11 protein-coding genes are annotated in these 14,835 nt (G+C 58.9%); 5 read left to right on the top strand and 6 right to left on the bottom strand.

The window, feature by feature from the left end; all coding sequences use genetic code 11:
• Positions 1–179: 179 nt before the first annotated feature.
• Together NBG89_RS12345 and NBG89_RS12340 are read right to left on the bottom strand one after the other, a co-directional pair.
• Positions 180–974: a glycoside hydrolase family 16 protein gene (locus tag NBG89_RS12345; RefSeq protein WP_431320206.1), complete on the bottom strand. Its 795-nt coding sequence runs from the start codon at positions 972–974 to the stop codon at positions 180–182.
• Between the two features lie 3 nt (positions 975–977).
• Complete coding sequence (locus tag NBG89_RS12340; RefSeq protein WP_431320205.1) at positions 978–2,096, bottom strand: acyltransferase family protein; 1,119 nt, start codon at positions 2,094–2,096, stop codon at positions 978–980.
• Between the two features lie 548 nt (positions 2,097–2,644).
• Here NBG89_RS12340 and NBG89_RS12335 point away from each other — a divergent pair.
• On the top strand, positions 2,645–3,604 hold the full coding sequence (locus tag NBG89_RS12335) for a glycosyltransferase family 2 protein (protein WP_431320204.1): 960 nt from the start codon (positions 2,645–2,647) through the stop codon (positions 3,602–3,604).
• 11 nt (positions 3,605–3,615) lie between these two features.
• Here NBG89_RS12335 and NBG89_RS12330 read toward each other — a convergent pair whose 3' ends face one another.
• Both NBG89_RS12330 and NBG89_RS12325 read right to left on the bottom strand, forming a co-directional pair.
• Complete coding sequence (locus NBG89_RS12330; RefSeq protein ID WP_431320203.1) at positions 3,616–4,617, bottom strand: glycosyltransferase family 2 protein; 1,002 nt, start codon at positions 4,615–4,617, stop codon at positions 3,616–3,618.
• Between the two features lie 137 nt (positions 4,618–4,754).
• The gene (locus tag NBG89_RS12325; RefSeq protein WP_088695106.1) at positions 4,755–5,021 is read right to left on the bottom strand and encodes an exopolysaccharide production repressor protein; all 267 of its coding nucleotides are present in this window, start codon (positions 5,019–5,021) and stop codon (positions 4,755–4,757) included.
• 773 nt (positions 5,022–5,794) lie between these two features.
• On the opposite strand from NBG89_RS12325, the gene NBG89_RS12320 reads away from it, so the two are divergent.
• From NBG89_RS12320 to NBG89_RS12305, 4 genes are all read left to right on the top strand, one after another.
• Complete coding sequence (locus tag NBG89_RS12320; protein ID WP_431320202.1) at positions 5,795–6,475, top strand: sugar transferase; 681 nt, start codon at positions 5,795–5,797, stop codon at positions 6,473–6,475.
• Positions 6,476–6,551: 76 nt separating this feature from the next.
• Entirely contained in the window at positions 6,552–7,823 is a 1,272-nt protein-coding gene (locus tag NBG89_RS12315) for a polysaccharide biosynthesis/export family protein (RefSeq protein WP_431320201.1), read from the top strand.
• Between the two features lie 10 nt (positions 7,824–7,833).
• A complete protein-coding gene (locus NBG89_RS12310; RefSeq protein ID WP_431320200.1) occupies positions 7,834–9,099 on the top strand; it encodes an O-antigen ligase family protein in 1,266 nt (421 codons plus the stop codon).
• A gap of 47 nt (positions 9,100–9,146) precedes the next feature.
• Positions 9,147–10,154, top strand: a complete 1,008-nt coding sequence (locus NBG89_RS12305) for an acyltransferase family protein (protein ID WP_431320199.1) — start codon at positions 9,147–9,149, stop codon at positions 10,152–10,154.
• Here NBG89_RS12305 and NBG89_RS12300 read toward each other — a convergent pair.
• The gene (locus tag NBG89_RS12300) at positions 10,149–13,343 is read right to left on the bottom strand and encodes an efflux RND transporter permease subunit (protein ID WP_431320198.1); all 3,195 of its coding nucleotides are present in this window, start codon (positions 13,341–13,343) and stop codon (positions 10,149–10,151) included. The genes NBG89_RS12305 and NBG89_RS12300 overlap by 6 nt on opposite strands.
• Positions 13,340–14,515, bottom strand: coding sequence for an efflux RND transporter periplasmic adaptor subunit (locus tag NBG89_RS12295; protein WP_431320197.1), 1,176 nt, complete (start codon positions 14,513–14,515; stop codon positions 13,340–13,342). Before NBG89_RS12295 ends, NBG89_RS12300 begins: the two co-directional genes overlap by 4 nt.
• Positions 14,516–14,835 lie beyond the last annotated feature (320 nt).

Genomic DNA, 14,835 nt, shown 5'->3' with positions numbered 1-14,835 from the left:
CCGGTTCTCTCCACGGCGGAAACCGGCGAGCACGACTTCAGCACCTCCCTCGCGCAGCATCAGCACCCGCCGCCGCACGGCGGGGTCTGACAGATCATGCACGAGGTAGAGCACTTTGAGCATCGACGTTCCTTTTTGTGTGTCGGCCTCTGCCGGGCTGAGTGCCTGCGGGACGCTGGTCAGTTGAGCGTGCATGCGATCGATTCAGGGAACTGGCACTTGTCGCCGAGCGCGGTGAAAGCCACGCGATCGACGCTGAGAACGGCCGGCTTCGTGTAGTCGAAACGACCCATCCAGTTCGAAAGCGTGTCCGAACCCCACAGGCTGAAGAAGATCTTCTGCGGGGTGGACGGTATCTTCGAGGGATCAGTAACGTCCTGAACAAGCTTGCCGTTCAGGTAGTAGCGCAGACGATCCTTTTCCCAGATGAAGGCATAGTCATTGAAGCCCTCATCGGCTTTACTGCCCACCGGAACGAGCTTCTCATTGTCGCCCTTGGCCTGCACATACTGGTTCACCTGCACCTCGCCGGTGTTCTTGCCCAGCACTTCGAAGTCGATCTCATCGTGCTTCTGCTTGTCGGCAGGGCCGATGTAGGTGAAGAACGCGGAATTGAGACCCGAACCGGTGCCGGCTTTGATACGGGCTTCATAGGTGCCATAGCCGTAACGCTTGGTCGTCTGGATCTCGCCACACAGATAGTTCCGGTCCTTGGACTTTCCGTCCGCGAACGAGAGCTGCAGGGCGCCGTTCTCGACCTTAACGTTGTTCTTCGACCAAGTGCAGTTCTGGTGGGCGCCGTTGTTCCAGCCGTCCGAAACGTACCAGAAGCCACGATTGATCTTGTCGAAGTCATCGACAAAGGACGTTCCGGATGCCTGTTGTGCCAAAGCCGGCAGCGCTGAAACGCAGGCTGCCGTGATGCTTAGAAGGCTGAGGCAAAGTTTTCGCGCATGGGCGATTTGGGTCGTCATGTGTCACCTTTGCTGTGTAACGAGTTTGCGAGAGACGTCCTTGGGCGACGCCGGGGTTGCGGACCGTTTGGTCCGGCCGCCTGTCAGAATTGCGTAGAGGCGCGGAAAGTTCCGTCGGCACAGCCCGTTCGACAGTGCGAGAAACGGAAACAGCAGGGCGAAAGACAGGACGAAAAAGAGCGGATAGAAGCTCATGTCCGTCTTGCCCCACAGGATCCAGAGAAAAATGAGCAGCGGATAATGAGCACAAAAGATCCAGAAGCTAAGGCTTCCCGTCTTCGCAAGCCGTTGACCTAGCTGCGTCTTGATCAGCGGTGCCGACAATAGCCAGAAGCCGAGCGCGCCGACGATTGCTAGCGCATTGCGGAAGAATTGCACCCAATCGGGCAGGGAAGGGCCTGTGAAGAAGATGGCCGTTGCCAGAAGTGCCGAGGCCGCCAGCAACAGGAAGATGCCAACCAGCGCAAAGCGGTCGAGAGCCTTCAGGTCGACCTGCTGCAGGGCAATGAAGATGCCGAGACTGAAGCTAAAGAGGATCGAGCGCTTGAGAACGATATAGATCGAGAGCTCCGGAACCAGTGCGATCACAAGCAAGGCGGTCAACGTCAGAATCGGAGCGCGGCTGATCAGCCACGCCAGGATCGGCGAAAGCAGGATGCAGACGAAGAGATCACGGAGGAAATAGAGGGGTACGTTCGCCGGAAAATTCTCCACCGCCAGCACTTGCGTCATGAGATCGCGGCCGGACGCGTCTAGCGGGTCAGGCAAATAGCCGTCGCCAATCCCAACGCTGGTGGCGAGAATGATCGCTGCAATGAACGCGCAGTTCCAAAGCAGGAACGGCAGAAACACCGTCTGCACCTTCGTGCGCACGGTTTTCTTGTAGCTGAAGTTTTCCTGCCCGCTACGAAACAGCAGATAGCCGGAGATCGCGCTCAGGCAGGGAACGCCGACGCGAAAAAGCGCCTCCGTCAGGAAAACCCGGATCCAGTCAAATGCGCCGTAGGTCCCGTCATAGGGACTGCTGGCGGCGTCGAACGGTATATGGACGAACACAATGCCCGAAATGAGCACGATGCGCATCAGATTGATCCGCGACGATACATTCGCATCAACATTCACGTTATCAGTCACCCCTTTTGGGCCGCACCTCCCCTTGCGACCGTTTTCAATCAGAGCAGACTCGAGCCCGCACGCCGAAGTTAGGGCGGATTCACGGAAGAAAATATGGCACTGCAGCAAAAAGTGATCGGCGGTCCCACTTCGTAACAATCGTCCTGTCCTGGCTCAGTATGGGAAAAAGCCGACGTGTCGGGCTGCCGAATCGTCCTGAACGTCAACAGGAGCAGTGCATTTTATAACTTGATGATATTCATGAATTTCTGGGTCCTTTCCCCGCCAAAGGACCTGAAAGTTTTTGTTGGCTGGTGAACGATTGTTACAACGCGAGGCTGACGAACCGTTCTGATCGTGGCCGAATTGCGGCCCGGGACCGAGCAGTCGTTTCGTTTCGATACGGCGTGGCATGATCCGATCTACTCATCCGCTTTGACAAACTTCGGCCGAAATGAGCGTCATCATTTTGCAGTGCAGCAGACTTGCTATGCCTTCATTCACCCCTAGATGCGCTGGGGCGGAAAACATCACTTCCCGTATCTCAAGGAGAGAGTATGGCGACCTTCACGATCATCATCCCCTTCTACCAGCGTCAGGACGGCATTCTCAGCCGCGCCCTGGCGTCGGTTTTCTCGCAAAGCTTCAAGGATGTTGATGTCATCGTCGTCGACGACCAGTCACCATGCTCTCCGGATGCGGACCTCGCGCTCCTGTCGGATGAGGATAGGGCGCGCGTCACGGTGATCGCTCAGCAGAATGCTGGGCCGGGCGGCGCCAGGAACACTGGCCTCGATCATGTGCCGCAGGCAACGCGATACGTCGCCTTTCTCGATTCCGACGATGTCTGGACACCCGATCATCTGGCCAATGCGGCCACGGCGATGGAGGCTTTCGGTGGCGACTGCTATTGGGCGTCCATCGAAGGGGGCGAGGAGTTCGACTACCATTTCGGCATCGCCGCTCTCGAGAGAGAGGAGGGGGCGCGGCGTCTGTTGGACAAGCCGCTGATCCTCGATGTGCCGGATCTCGCCGGCGTCATGCTGAAAAACTGGGCCTTCCTGCACATGTCCTGCATGGTCATTGGCCGCCCGCTGTTCGAGAAGGTTCGTTTCGACGCTGCCCTGCGATTGGCGGCCGAGGATGTGCTGTTCTTCTGCGATTGCATCATCGCGGCGAAACAGGCGCTGCTCTGCGGAGAGCCGGGGGCGTTGCGTGGGGAAGGCATCAACATCTTCCACGGCGTCGACAACGCTTCGCCGGAGTTTCTCAAGCAGCAGTTCATCACCTGGATGGCGCTTGACCAGCTGGAAAGCCGGTTCTCCAGCAGGCCCCAGGAGGTCGAGACGATCAAGGCGCACAAGAACACCGCGCGAAAGCAGGCGATCTGGAGCCAGATCGGCCTACTACGTCGCCGCAAGAAGCCGGATTTCAGATTGCTCGCGCGCTGGACAGCGCGCGACCCCCGTTTGCTTCAGAGCGCGCTGCAGTTGGCAGCCGCGAAGTTTTCGAGATAGTTGAACCCCGGCTATTTGGCCGGGGCGCTCAGAAGATATCTCAAGCCATTGCCTTGCGCGGTGACGGAAACGCCACCCGGATTTCGCAGGCGCTCCGTCTTGTCCATCAGGATGCCTGTTGCAACGGGCGGGAAGGCTGCCGGGTTCGTTGCGATATAGGCGATTGCTGCCAGCGGGCCCGATTGCGATTTGATGTCGAGGAACCGCCGCAACTCATATTTGCCGCGCACATGCCGCTCGTGCCGACGCACGGCCTCGGCGGCTTCCGGCGCCAATCTTGACGATGTCAGGAGCGCGCGATCGGCCTCGTAAAGGCGGCGAAGATCTTCGGTGCGGTGGCGACCGCTGAGCGAATTTCCGCGCACGACAGCCCCGTAGCCGCAGCTGTGGATGACCTTATAGCGCGCTCCGAGCGCCAGCGCCCTGATGTAGAGGTCGTAATCCTCCCCAAGCCGCATCTCCTCGCGATAGCTTAGGCCATGCTTGTCCAGGAAGGCCCGCCGCATGATCGGCTTGAGGAAGCCGATTTCACCGCGGCGGACGCCACGCTTGGAAATGTTGCCATCGACAAAGGTGGGTAGATCCAGGAACAGCGGGCTCTCGGCAAATTGCTGGAGGCGCTGTGGTGCCTGGCTTGCCGTATCTGCATCGACGAAGGCGATGTTGTCTGCAACGAACTCCCAGTCGTCTTCGGCAAGCATCCGGCGAAAGCGTCCCTCGAAGAAGAAATCGTCCGCGTCGAGGATTGCGATCAGGGGTGCCGAAGAGATGTCGATGGCGTGGTTGCGGGCGGCGGACGGGCCTTTGTTCTGATCGAATCGGACGACATTCAGCCTTCCGCTGGCGTCGTCCGCACGTCTTGCAGTCTCTGCCGTGCCGTCGCTGGAGCCGTCGTCGACGACGACCACTTCGGCCACTTCTGGCTCCAGAAGCGCCGATCTAACGGCGGCTTCGATGGTATCCGCCGCGTTCTTGGCTGCGATGATGACGCAAATGCTTGCCGTTTTTGCCACGCGTAGCCTCCGTTGTTTTTCGCTCCAACAACTAAGACGTCAAAATGTGGCGGACAACGGGTGGCCGTTCAAATGATGTTACGGGCGCGGACACTCACCATGCCGGAGAGGCACGACCGCGGTTCGAATCGCGATGCTTAGCGGTTGAACGGTTCAGAGCCCTTGAAGGGCGTCACGGGCAGCTTTTCCGTTTCTTCGCGCTTCACTGCGGGACGAATCGTACGGCTCTTCGATTCTTTCCAGACAAGGTAAAGCACGCCACCGAAGTAGCCGGCCTGGAGCAGGACGGCGCAAATCGCGGTCTTGATCGCGGTGCCGGCGAGGGAACCGCTCAGCCAATACGTTGCCACAGCAAATACGGCCAGCGCGCCGAGCATGCTGAAGATAACGCGAGGTGCATACATCTGTTGCCTCCTCCATCGGAGCTTCGTTCAACAAACAATCGTTGAAGACGAAACCGCCATCAGGATCCTTCCTAGGATAATGTTTTACAGGACTTCCTGTTTCAACTGAAGCTCTGGAGACGTTTTTTGCGTCTGCGAAATGGGTAGTACAGCGACGATCTTAAAGGTTTCTTCCGGCTATTGGTAAAAATGCCACTTGCTGCCGCTAGTCGGCCGCTTTCGCGAAAGATGATTAAAAATTATCAGGCGCATCACTGGTTGCGCGCAATTTGGCAATACACGTTACTATTAGTGCCACAATGTCGACCGTACGGAGCGGGTCAGGATGGTTTTTCGTTCAACTTTTATTACAAAGTTTTAATTTCAAACGTTTAGCTGGTGCAGTGCAAAATGTATGGTGCGATGCAATAAGCAAGCTCTGCGGCAAATAGAAACCAGGGCTTTCCCAGAAGCCGCGAATGCAAACCATCAATTGCCAGCACCGGGCCCGAACGACCTAGACTTCAGTATCTTTGGCCCACACAGCAATGCCTGAGACTTTTATTGATACACGCGGAGATTATTTCGGCATCGCCAAAGAATTGTATAGCTGTTTCAGCAGAACCTTAAAAACAAAAAAGTTGAACGGCGGCCGCAAAAACCCCTCGTAAAGCCTCAGTCTTAAAATTGTGGCTTAAAAAAACAAAATCACCTCATACACTTCGAATTCGTCAGGGCTAGCTAAGCGCCTGAGCCTACCCGACCAAACGGCAAACATAAGTGGAGTTACCTCTATGAAGTCTGCGACGAGATCGGACAGTTCGCCATTTTATGGCGCAGTTCATCAGAGCGTGTTTCCGCCGACTGGCGGGATCGCGAAACGGGCATTCGATGTGTCCGCCGCCTGCCTCGGGCTCATCTTTCTGAGCCCGCTTTTTTTGATGGTGATGTTGCTAGTGAAGCTCTCCGACAGGGGGCCGATCTTTTACGGGCATCGCCGCATCGGCCACAATGGCCAGGAGTTCCGTTGCCTGAAGTTTCGGACAATGGTCACCAATGGTGACAAGGTTCTGCAGGAGTACCTGCGCAACAATCCGAAGGCCATGGAAGAGTGGCGTGCAACGCGCAAGCTGCAGGACGACCCCCGGGTCACTGCGGTCGGTGCTGTTTTACGCAAATTGAGCCTTGATGAGCTGCCCCAGCTCTTCAATATCATCCGCGGCGAAATGAGCGTCGTCGGTCCGCGTCCAGTCGTTCGAGACGAACTCGAAATGTACGAAAACGCGGCCGTCTATTATCTGCAATCCCGCCCTGGCCTGACGGGCCTCTGGCAGATCAGCGGACGCAATGACGTTTCTTACGCAACCCGCGTCGCTTTCGACACGCACTATGTCGAAAACTGGTCGCTGGTTCGGGATGTCGTGATCATCGCACGCACAATCCCGGCAGTATGCGCTCAACGCGGCAGCTACTAAGGCCGCATCTCAAAATCCAAACAGTACTGCGCGGCAACGCCTTGCGGCTTGTCGTGCCGAAATACGGGGAAGGTTCATGGAAAAACGCTTTCTTGACGGCAAGGCCGGAAGACGTCGCACGCTAAGATCCGGTGTGGTTATCGCAGCCGGACTTGGTGCTTTTCTGGCTTCGTCATCGCTTGCCGCTGCCGACGACTACCGTCTCGGTATTATGGACAAGCTGAAGATCCGGGTGGCCGAATGGCAGACCGCGGATGGCAGCATCCGCGACTGGTCGGTCGTCAGTGGGGACTACACCGTCGGGCCCTCAGGAAGCATTTCCCTGCCTTTCGTCGGTGATATGCCTGCATCCGGCAAAACGACGGATGCGATCGCCCAGGAGATTGGCTCGGCTCTGCAGAAGCAATTTGCTTTGAAGGACCGACCGTCTGCCTCGGTGGAACTTTCGGAATTCCGGCCGGTCTATCTGTCCGGTGACGTTGAAAAGCCCGGCGAATATCCGTTTGCGCCCAATCTCACGATCGTTAAGGCAGTGAGTCTTGCAGGCGGTCTGCGCCGCGCGGACGCCGGGCAACGGTTCGCCCGCGACTTCATCAACGCCAAGGGTGACGCGGTCGTCTACATGGCCGACCGGGCGCGCCTGTTGGTGAAGGAGGCGCGGTTGCGCGCTGAGATCGCGAATCAGGATACGATCGAAATGCCGAAGGAGCTTCAGGACAAACCGGAGGCGAAGCCTCTGCTTGACAGCGAAACGGCTCTCATGAACACGCGCAAGAAGCGCTTGACGCTGCAGCTTCAGGCGCTCGCCGACCTCAAGCAACTGCTTCAAAGTGAGGTCGAGACGCTTGCCAAGAAGACCGACACGCAGACCCGTCAGCTGCAGTTGGCAACTGAGGATCGCGACAAGGTCGAGGATCTCGCCGAGAGAGGGCTGGCGCTCAGCAACCGCAAGATGGCCGCTGAGCAGCGGGCCGCGGATACCGAGGCGACGCTCCTCGATATCGATACGAATTCGCTGAAGGCCAAGCAGGACATCAGCAAGGCCAATCAGGACGAGATCACGCTTCGGAACGACTGGGATGCGCAGCTTGCCCAGGAACTTCAGAATGCCGAGGCTCAACTCGATGAACTCAATCTCAAGCTCGAAACCAGCAACTCGCTGATGGCGGAGGCGTTGACGCAGTCGACTGATGCTGCCCGCTTTGACGCGAGCACCGGGGCCGCGAGCATCGCCTATTCGATCGTCCGCGAAGTCGACGGCAAGGCGAAGGAGATTCCGGTTCAGGAAAATACCGCACTCCAGCCCGGCGACTTGATCAAGGTCACTGCCGGATTGGCGATGAGATAACGAGGCCGCAATGCGGATCGCAAAATCTGTGCTCATTCAGCCAGGCGGGAATGCGGCCTATGCCATCCCCGCCGTGGCGCTGTCACTTTTTTGTTTCGCCTACTCGATCAAGTTCGGGCAGGTGGCGATCCTGCTTTACTATGGGCTGTGGCTGCCGCTGATTGCCGTGGACTACAAGAAGGTCCTCGGTAGCCATGGGCGCTATCTCTGGATCTATGCCTTCGCGGCGCTCGCCTTCCTGTCTGTCTTCTGGTCGGCCGTTCCCAGCATTTCCCTGCGAGCCAGCATCCAGTACCTCACGCAGGTCATCTGCGCCCTGATTGCGGTACGCGTGCTCGACGTCAGAACCCTGACGGTGGGCATGATCGCGGGCGTCGGGATCGTTCTCGTGTACTCGCTGCTGTTTGGCTACTACGAGTATGATCCGCTGGACGGTACCGTCAGTTTCGTGGGGGCCTTCGCCTCGAAGAACCAGCTTGGCTTCTATGCGTCGCTTGGCGTGATTGTCTCCTTCGCGGCTGTCTTCATCTTCGGTGAGAGGCGCCTCTGGATGGCGGCCTCTGGCGTGGTCGGGCTTTTGTCTGCTTACTGCCTGATCGCCTGCCAATCCGCGACATCGGTGCTGACCACCGCCGTCGTGATTGCTTTGATGATGGGACTGCGTGTCGTCCTCGCACTGACGCCCGATCACCGCAAACTGCTGGTCGTCGGCGGTGGCGTCGCGGTCATCATTCTTGCCGTTGCGGGTGTTTATCTAGGGGCGGTCGATGCCGTTCTCGGGATCTTCGGAAAGGACTCCACGCTGACCGGACGCACCTATCTCTGGCAGCAGGGGATCGAGGCGGCAAAGCAGAACCCGGCCTTCGGCATCGGCTACCAAGCCTACTGGGTCCAGGGCTTCTCCGAGCCGGAGCGTCTGTGGGAAGAATTTTTTATCGGGTCGCGGAGCGGCTTCCACTTCCACAACACCTATATCGAAACGGCAGTCGAACTGGGGCTCGCCGGCGTCATCACCCTGGCGGCAATGCTGCTGCGGATTTTGTGGGGGCACTTGCGGCGCGTCATCGAGGATTTCAGGAATGTCGAATCCTATCTGCTTTTCTCGATCGCGGTCCTGCTGACGATCCGCTCCTTCGTCGAGATTGATATCCTGACTCCGTACAACGTTGGGACGTTTCTTTTCTACTTTGCGGCCGGAAAGCTGGCGACCGCACGCCGCCAGCCGGCGGTGAGTTCATGGCGAACTCAGAAGTCGCTAGAGCCCATCACTCAATAACGTCATGCACTTTTGACCGGTCTTGATCGGTCTTCCGAGGAAACCGGATGAAGACACTTTACGGCATCCAATATCTGCGCGCCTTCGCGGCACTCGCCGTTGTGGTCTTCCACGCGGCGGAAAGGACCGGTGAGCATTTCGCTATTGGTGCCGCCGGCGTCGACGTTTTCTTCGTCATCAGCGGTTTCATCATGTGGGTCATCAGCGACCGCCGACCGATGACGCCGCAAGGGTTCCTGTTCGATCGCATTCGGCGCATCGCGCCGTCCTACTGGCTGGTGACGAGCGTAATGATTGCCGGTGCCATGGTCGGCCTGTTTCCGAACCTGAAGCTGACCGGCGCCCATATTCTGTCCTCGCTCTTCTTTATTCCAGCTCAATCGCCGAGCACCGGTGATATCTGGCCGGTCCTCGTCCAGGGTTGGACGCTCGATTTCGAGATGTTCTTCTATGTGTTGTTTGCCGGGGCGCTTTTCCTGCCGCGTCGCTGGCGGCTGGCGTATCTGACGGCTATCTTCGGTGGCTTTTTCCTGATCGGCCTTCTCTTCGAGCCCGCCTCACCGGTGCTAAAGACCTATACGCGGCCGATCATTCTGGAATTTCTCGGAGGCGTCTTTCTCGCCGAATTGTGGATCCGGCGGTGGATCGCAGGCACCAGCCTGGGGCTTGCTTGCGTCGGCGCATCGTTGTCCGGCTTTGCCGCGATCTTCCTGATCGGTGCCGACTTCGACGAAACGATTTGCGGGCCGCTCGCCATGGCGCTTGTCTATGGAATGGTATCGCTAGAAGCGGACGGCAGCATCGGCCGTGTGCCGCTTCTCACCTATCTCGGCGATGCATCCTATTCGATCTACCTTTGGCACACGCTGGCGATCTCCGTGATCGTCAAGGCTGCAGGCGTGGTCGGGCTGTCGACAACACCGACGATCGCGATCGCCGTTGTCGGCGGGACGATCCTCGGAGCGGCGGCCTACGAGCTCGTCGAGAAGCCGCTTCGTAAGATCCTTTCCTCAGATCTGCTCAAACAGAGCGCCGCCGAGCGGCGCCCTTCATGACGAGGTCTCGGCGGCAGCCTCCTCGGAGGGCGGCGCGGTCTCGGCCTGCGCCACTTGTTTTCGCCGGCGCGCGCGCAGCACGACGTAGAAAACGGGCGTCAGGAACAGACCGAAGATCGTTACGCCAAGCATCCCTGAGAAAACGGCCGTCCCGAGCGATTGACGCATTTCGGCGCCGGGGCCGGTCGCGATCATTAGGGGCACGACGCCGAAGATGAACGCGAAAGCGGTCATCAGGATCGGCCGCAAACGCAGGTGACTGGCCTCGATTGCGGCCTCGACAGCCGATTTGCCCTCGTCCTGCGCCTGTCTCGCGAATTCCACGATCAAGATCGCATTCTTGGCCGCCAGCCCGATCAGCACGATCAGCCCGATCTGCGTCAGGATGTTGTTGTCCATTCCGCGCAGATGGACGCCGATCAAGGCGGCAAGGATCGCAAGGGGAACGATCAGGATGATGGCAAGCGGCAGGACCCAGCTTTCATACTGTGCCGACAGTGCCAGGAACACGAAGACGACCGAGAGGGCGAAGATGTAGATCGCCGTGTTGCCGGTGTTCCGTTCCTGAAAGGCGATTTCGGTCCACTCGAAGGTTGTACCTGCCGGCATTATCTGCTTCGCAAGGCCCTCCATTTTGTCCAATGCGGTGCCCGTCGAAACGCCGGGAGCGGCATTGCCCTGCACGGGTACGGACACGTACATATTGTAATGCTGGACGAGCGAGGGGCCGCTGGTATCGCGAATATCGACCAGCGTGCCAAGCGGGACAAGTGCTCCGGTTGCCGATCTCACTTTGAGCGCGAGGATATCGTCGCGCTCGACGCGATATTGCTGGTCGGCCTGGGCCCGCACCTGGTAGACGCGCCCGAAGGCATTGAAATCGTTGACGTAGGATGTGCCAAGATTGATCGACAGCGTGTCGAATATGTTGGAGATCGGTACGTTCAGGGTGCGCGCCTTGTCGCGATCGATCTCGAGGAAGTATTGCGGGCTGTTGGCGGAGAACGTCGTAAAGACGCCGGTCAGACCCTCTGTCTGGTTCGCCATGCCCATGAGCTGATAGGCAACACCGAGAACGCGGCGCATGTCCGAACTCTCTCGATCCATGAGCTGCATCTTGAAGCCGCCCGCGTTGCCGATACCGGAGATCGGCGGCGGCGGGATGGCGATGATGAAGGCTTCCTGAATCGCCTGGAGGCTGCCATAGAGCTGCCCGATGATCTTCGTGGCGGTCTGGCCGTGCTCCAGGCGGTTTTCGAAGGTGTCGAAGGCAGCAAAGACAACGCCGGCGTTGGAAGCGTTGGTGAAGGTCGCGCCACTGAAGCCCGAGAAGGCCACCGCATTCTTCACGCCCGGCGTGTTGCGGATGATCTCCGAAGCGCGTTCGATAACCGCGTCGGTGCGGGAAAGCGCTGCACCATCCGGCAGCTGCACGACGACGATGGCGTAGCCCTGATCCATGACCGGGACGAAACCGCTCGGGACGATCCTACCCATATAATATGTCGCGCCGAGCAGACCGGCGAAGATGAGCAGCGCGACGCAGAGCGCGGCGACCGTCTGCACGGTATGTCGCACAATCCAGGAGTAGCCCGCACTCAGCCCGTCGAAGCCCTTGTTAAACCCGCTCGCGAGCGCACTTCCAAAACGCGCGATAGGGTTGCGATGCTTCTCGTGCTCCTCGTGGGGCTTCAGCACCAGTGCGGCAAGGGCTGGCGACAGGGTCAGGGAGTTCAGCGCCGAGATCGCTGTCGCGACCGAGATCGTCACCGCGAACTGACGATAGAATTGACCTGAGATGCCGGGGATGAAGGCCGTTGGAGCAAACACGGCGATCAGCACGAGCGAGATTGCAACGACCGCTGTGCCGACCTCGTTCATCGTCACATGCGCGGCCTCTCGCGGCGTCATTCCCTTTGCCAGATTGCGCTCGACGTTTTCGACCACAACGATCGCGTCGTCGACGACGATGCCGATTGCCAGCACGAGACCGAACAGCGTCAGCATGTTGAGCGAGAAGCCGAAGGCAAGCAGGAAGGCGAAGGTACCGATCAGCGAGACCGGGATAGCGACAATGGGGATAATCGCCGTTCGCCAGGACTGCAGGAAGACAAGAACGACGATAGCGACGAGGATGGCCGCTTCAGCGATGGTCTTGTAAACCTCGTTGATGGATTCCGCGATGAATTCGGTCGGGTTGTAGACGATATCGTAGCTGAGACCCTGCGGGAAATCCTGAGAGACGGTTTCCATCGTCTTCTTGATTTCCGCTGCTGCCGCGAGAGCGTTTGTGCCGGGACGCGCGAAAATGCCGAGCGCGACGGCCGGTTTGCCGTTCAGATAGCTGTTTGTGACGTAGTCCTTGGCGCCGAGTTCGATGCGGGCGATATCCTGCAGTTGGACGAGACGCCCTTCCGCGGTCGCTTTGACGATGACGTAGCGGAATTGTCTTGCATCCGAGAAACGCCCTTGGGTCGTCACCGTATACTGGAAGGCGTTGGTGCCGGCCGCCGGTGGTCCGCCGATCGAGCCGCCGGAGACCTGCACGTTCTGCTCGCGCAGCGCATCGACGACGTCGCTGGAGGTCATGCCATAGGCCGACAGTTTTTGCGGATCGAGCCAGATACGCAGCGAATATTCGCGCTCACCGAACAGGATGACGTCGCCAACGCCATCGAGCCGAACAAGCGTGTCGCGGATGCGCGTGCGTGCGTAGTTGGAGACGTAGAGCTGATCATACCGAGAGTTCGGTGACAGCAGATGCACGACCATCATCAGGTCGGGCGAACTCTTCGCCGTCGTGATGCCGATGCGCCGAACTTCCTCGGGAAGGCGTGGTTCGGCGATGGCAACGCGGTTCTGGACAAGCACTTGTGCCTTGTCGAGGTCCGTGCCGAGCTTGAAGGTGACGGTCAGTGCCATCGAACCATCGGCAGTAGAATAAGAAGACATGTAAAGCATGTCTTCGACGCCGTTGACCTCCTGCTCGATCGGGGTCGCCACGGTGTTGGCGATCGTCTCGGCGTCGGCGCCGGGATAGGAGGTACGGATAACGATGGTCGGCGGTGCAATCTCCGGGTACTGCGCTACGGGCAGCTGGAAATAGGCAATGCCGCCGACGATCAACAGCACAATGGAAAGCACCGACGCGAAGATCGGCCGGTCGACGAAGAAGTGTGCAAATCTCATCGGCTGAGCTCCAGGCCGGCGGCTTCAGGCGCAATCTCCTCGCGGCTTTGCGGGAGCTCGACCACCTGCGGCGTGACCTTCGAGCCGGGGCGGGCGCGCAGAAGGCCGTTGATGACGATCGTCTCGCTGCCGTCCATGCCTTCGCGGATGACACGATAGCCGTACAGGCGTGGACCCGGACGGACCGGTTTTGCCGTGACCGTTCCATCATCTCCGACGACATAAACGACGCGCTGGTTCTGGTCCGAGCCGATAGCCTCGTCGGGGACGAGGATCGCCTTGTAGACATTCGACGCTTCAACGGAAACGCGACCGAAAAGCCCTGGCTGCAGCACGTAATTCGGATTGTCGAAGCGCGCCCGTATGCGCTTGGTGCCGGTCTCGCTGTCGATGCGGTTTTCAGCGAAGTCGAGCTTGCCCTTGAACGGCTTTTCGTTCGAATCCGTGATCTTGACCTCGACCTCGACGCCGCCACCGCCCTGCTGCAGATCGACCCCGCGGGCGCGGGCCGTCTGTGCGAAGTTGAGAAGGCGGCGTTCATCGACGTCGAAGTAGAAGTCGATCGGATCGACCGAAACGATGGTCGTCAGAATCGATTGGTCAGCCTGAACAAGGTTACCAACGGAGATCAGCCGGCGGTCGATGCGGCCGCTGATCGGAGCTGTGATCTTCGTATATTCGAGGTCGAGTGCCGCGCGATCGGCTGTCGCTTGCGCGCCGCGGACGTTCGCCTGCGCCGAGACCCATTCGCGCCGGCGGTCATCAAGGATCGAAATCGACTGGCTGCCGCTCGTCGCAAGGCTCTCGGCCCGCTTGAACTGTGCTTCCGCGTAGACGAGCGTGGATTTGGCGACTTCCAGCGCCGCGTTCGCTTCGTTCAGCGCGGTGATGAACGGCCTTTGGTCGATCACGAAGAGCAGGTCACCCTGCTTGACGAGCGCGCCGTCGGTGAAGTGCACTTCCTGCAGGTAACCGCCGATACGCGAGCGCACGGATACCTGATCGACCGGTTCGAAGCGGCCAATGAATTCGTCATTGTCGATGACATCGCGGACGACAGGTTTGGCGACAGAAACGGGAGGGGGAGAGCCTGGCTGCTGTGCCATCGCCGCGGTGAACGGCAGGAGAGCCAGGGTGCCAATAGTCAGCAGACGTCGAAAGGAGGAAGGCATGGCGGTTTCCTTATCCGGACGGCCGCAAGCGCTGCCGTCGCTTATGCTGATGTGATGCGGTTCATGTCTTTGATGTCTCTGAACAAGGGCTCTGGCCCTTATTCGCCTATGCTATTGCAAATCACGATCACGGCGGTCGGCCGCGCACTCGTCATCAAGAAAAGGTGATCGACCAAAGACCACGGCATTTCCGATAACCCTCTGGATTTCTACTTTAAACGGCTGCCGGTCGAAATTGCAAATGCCAACCGGTTGCAATTTCGAAAGGCCTTCGAAATCTCCGCGCGTATCCTTATGCGGCATTTTGGCCGCAGATGCGG

This window comes from Rhizobium sp. YTU87027, from assembly GCF_050644135.1.
Taxonomy (GTDB): Bacteria; Pseudomonadota; Alphaproteobacteria; order Rhizobiales; family Rhizobiaceae; genus Rhizobium.
The sequence above is the reverse complement of the archived record's forward strand: the minus strand, read 5'-3'. Positions and strand labels throughout refer to the sequence as shown.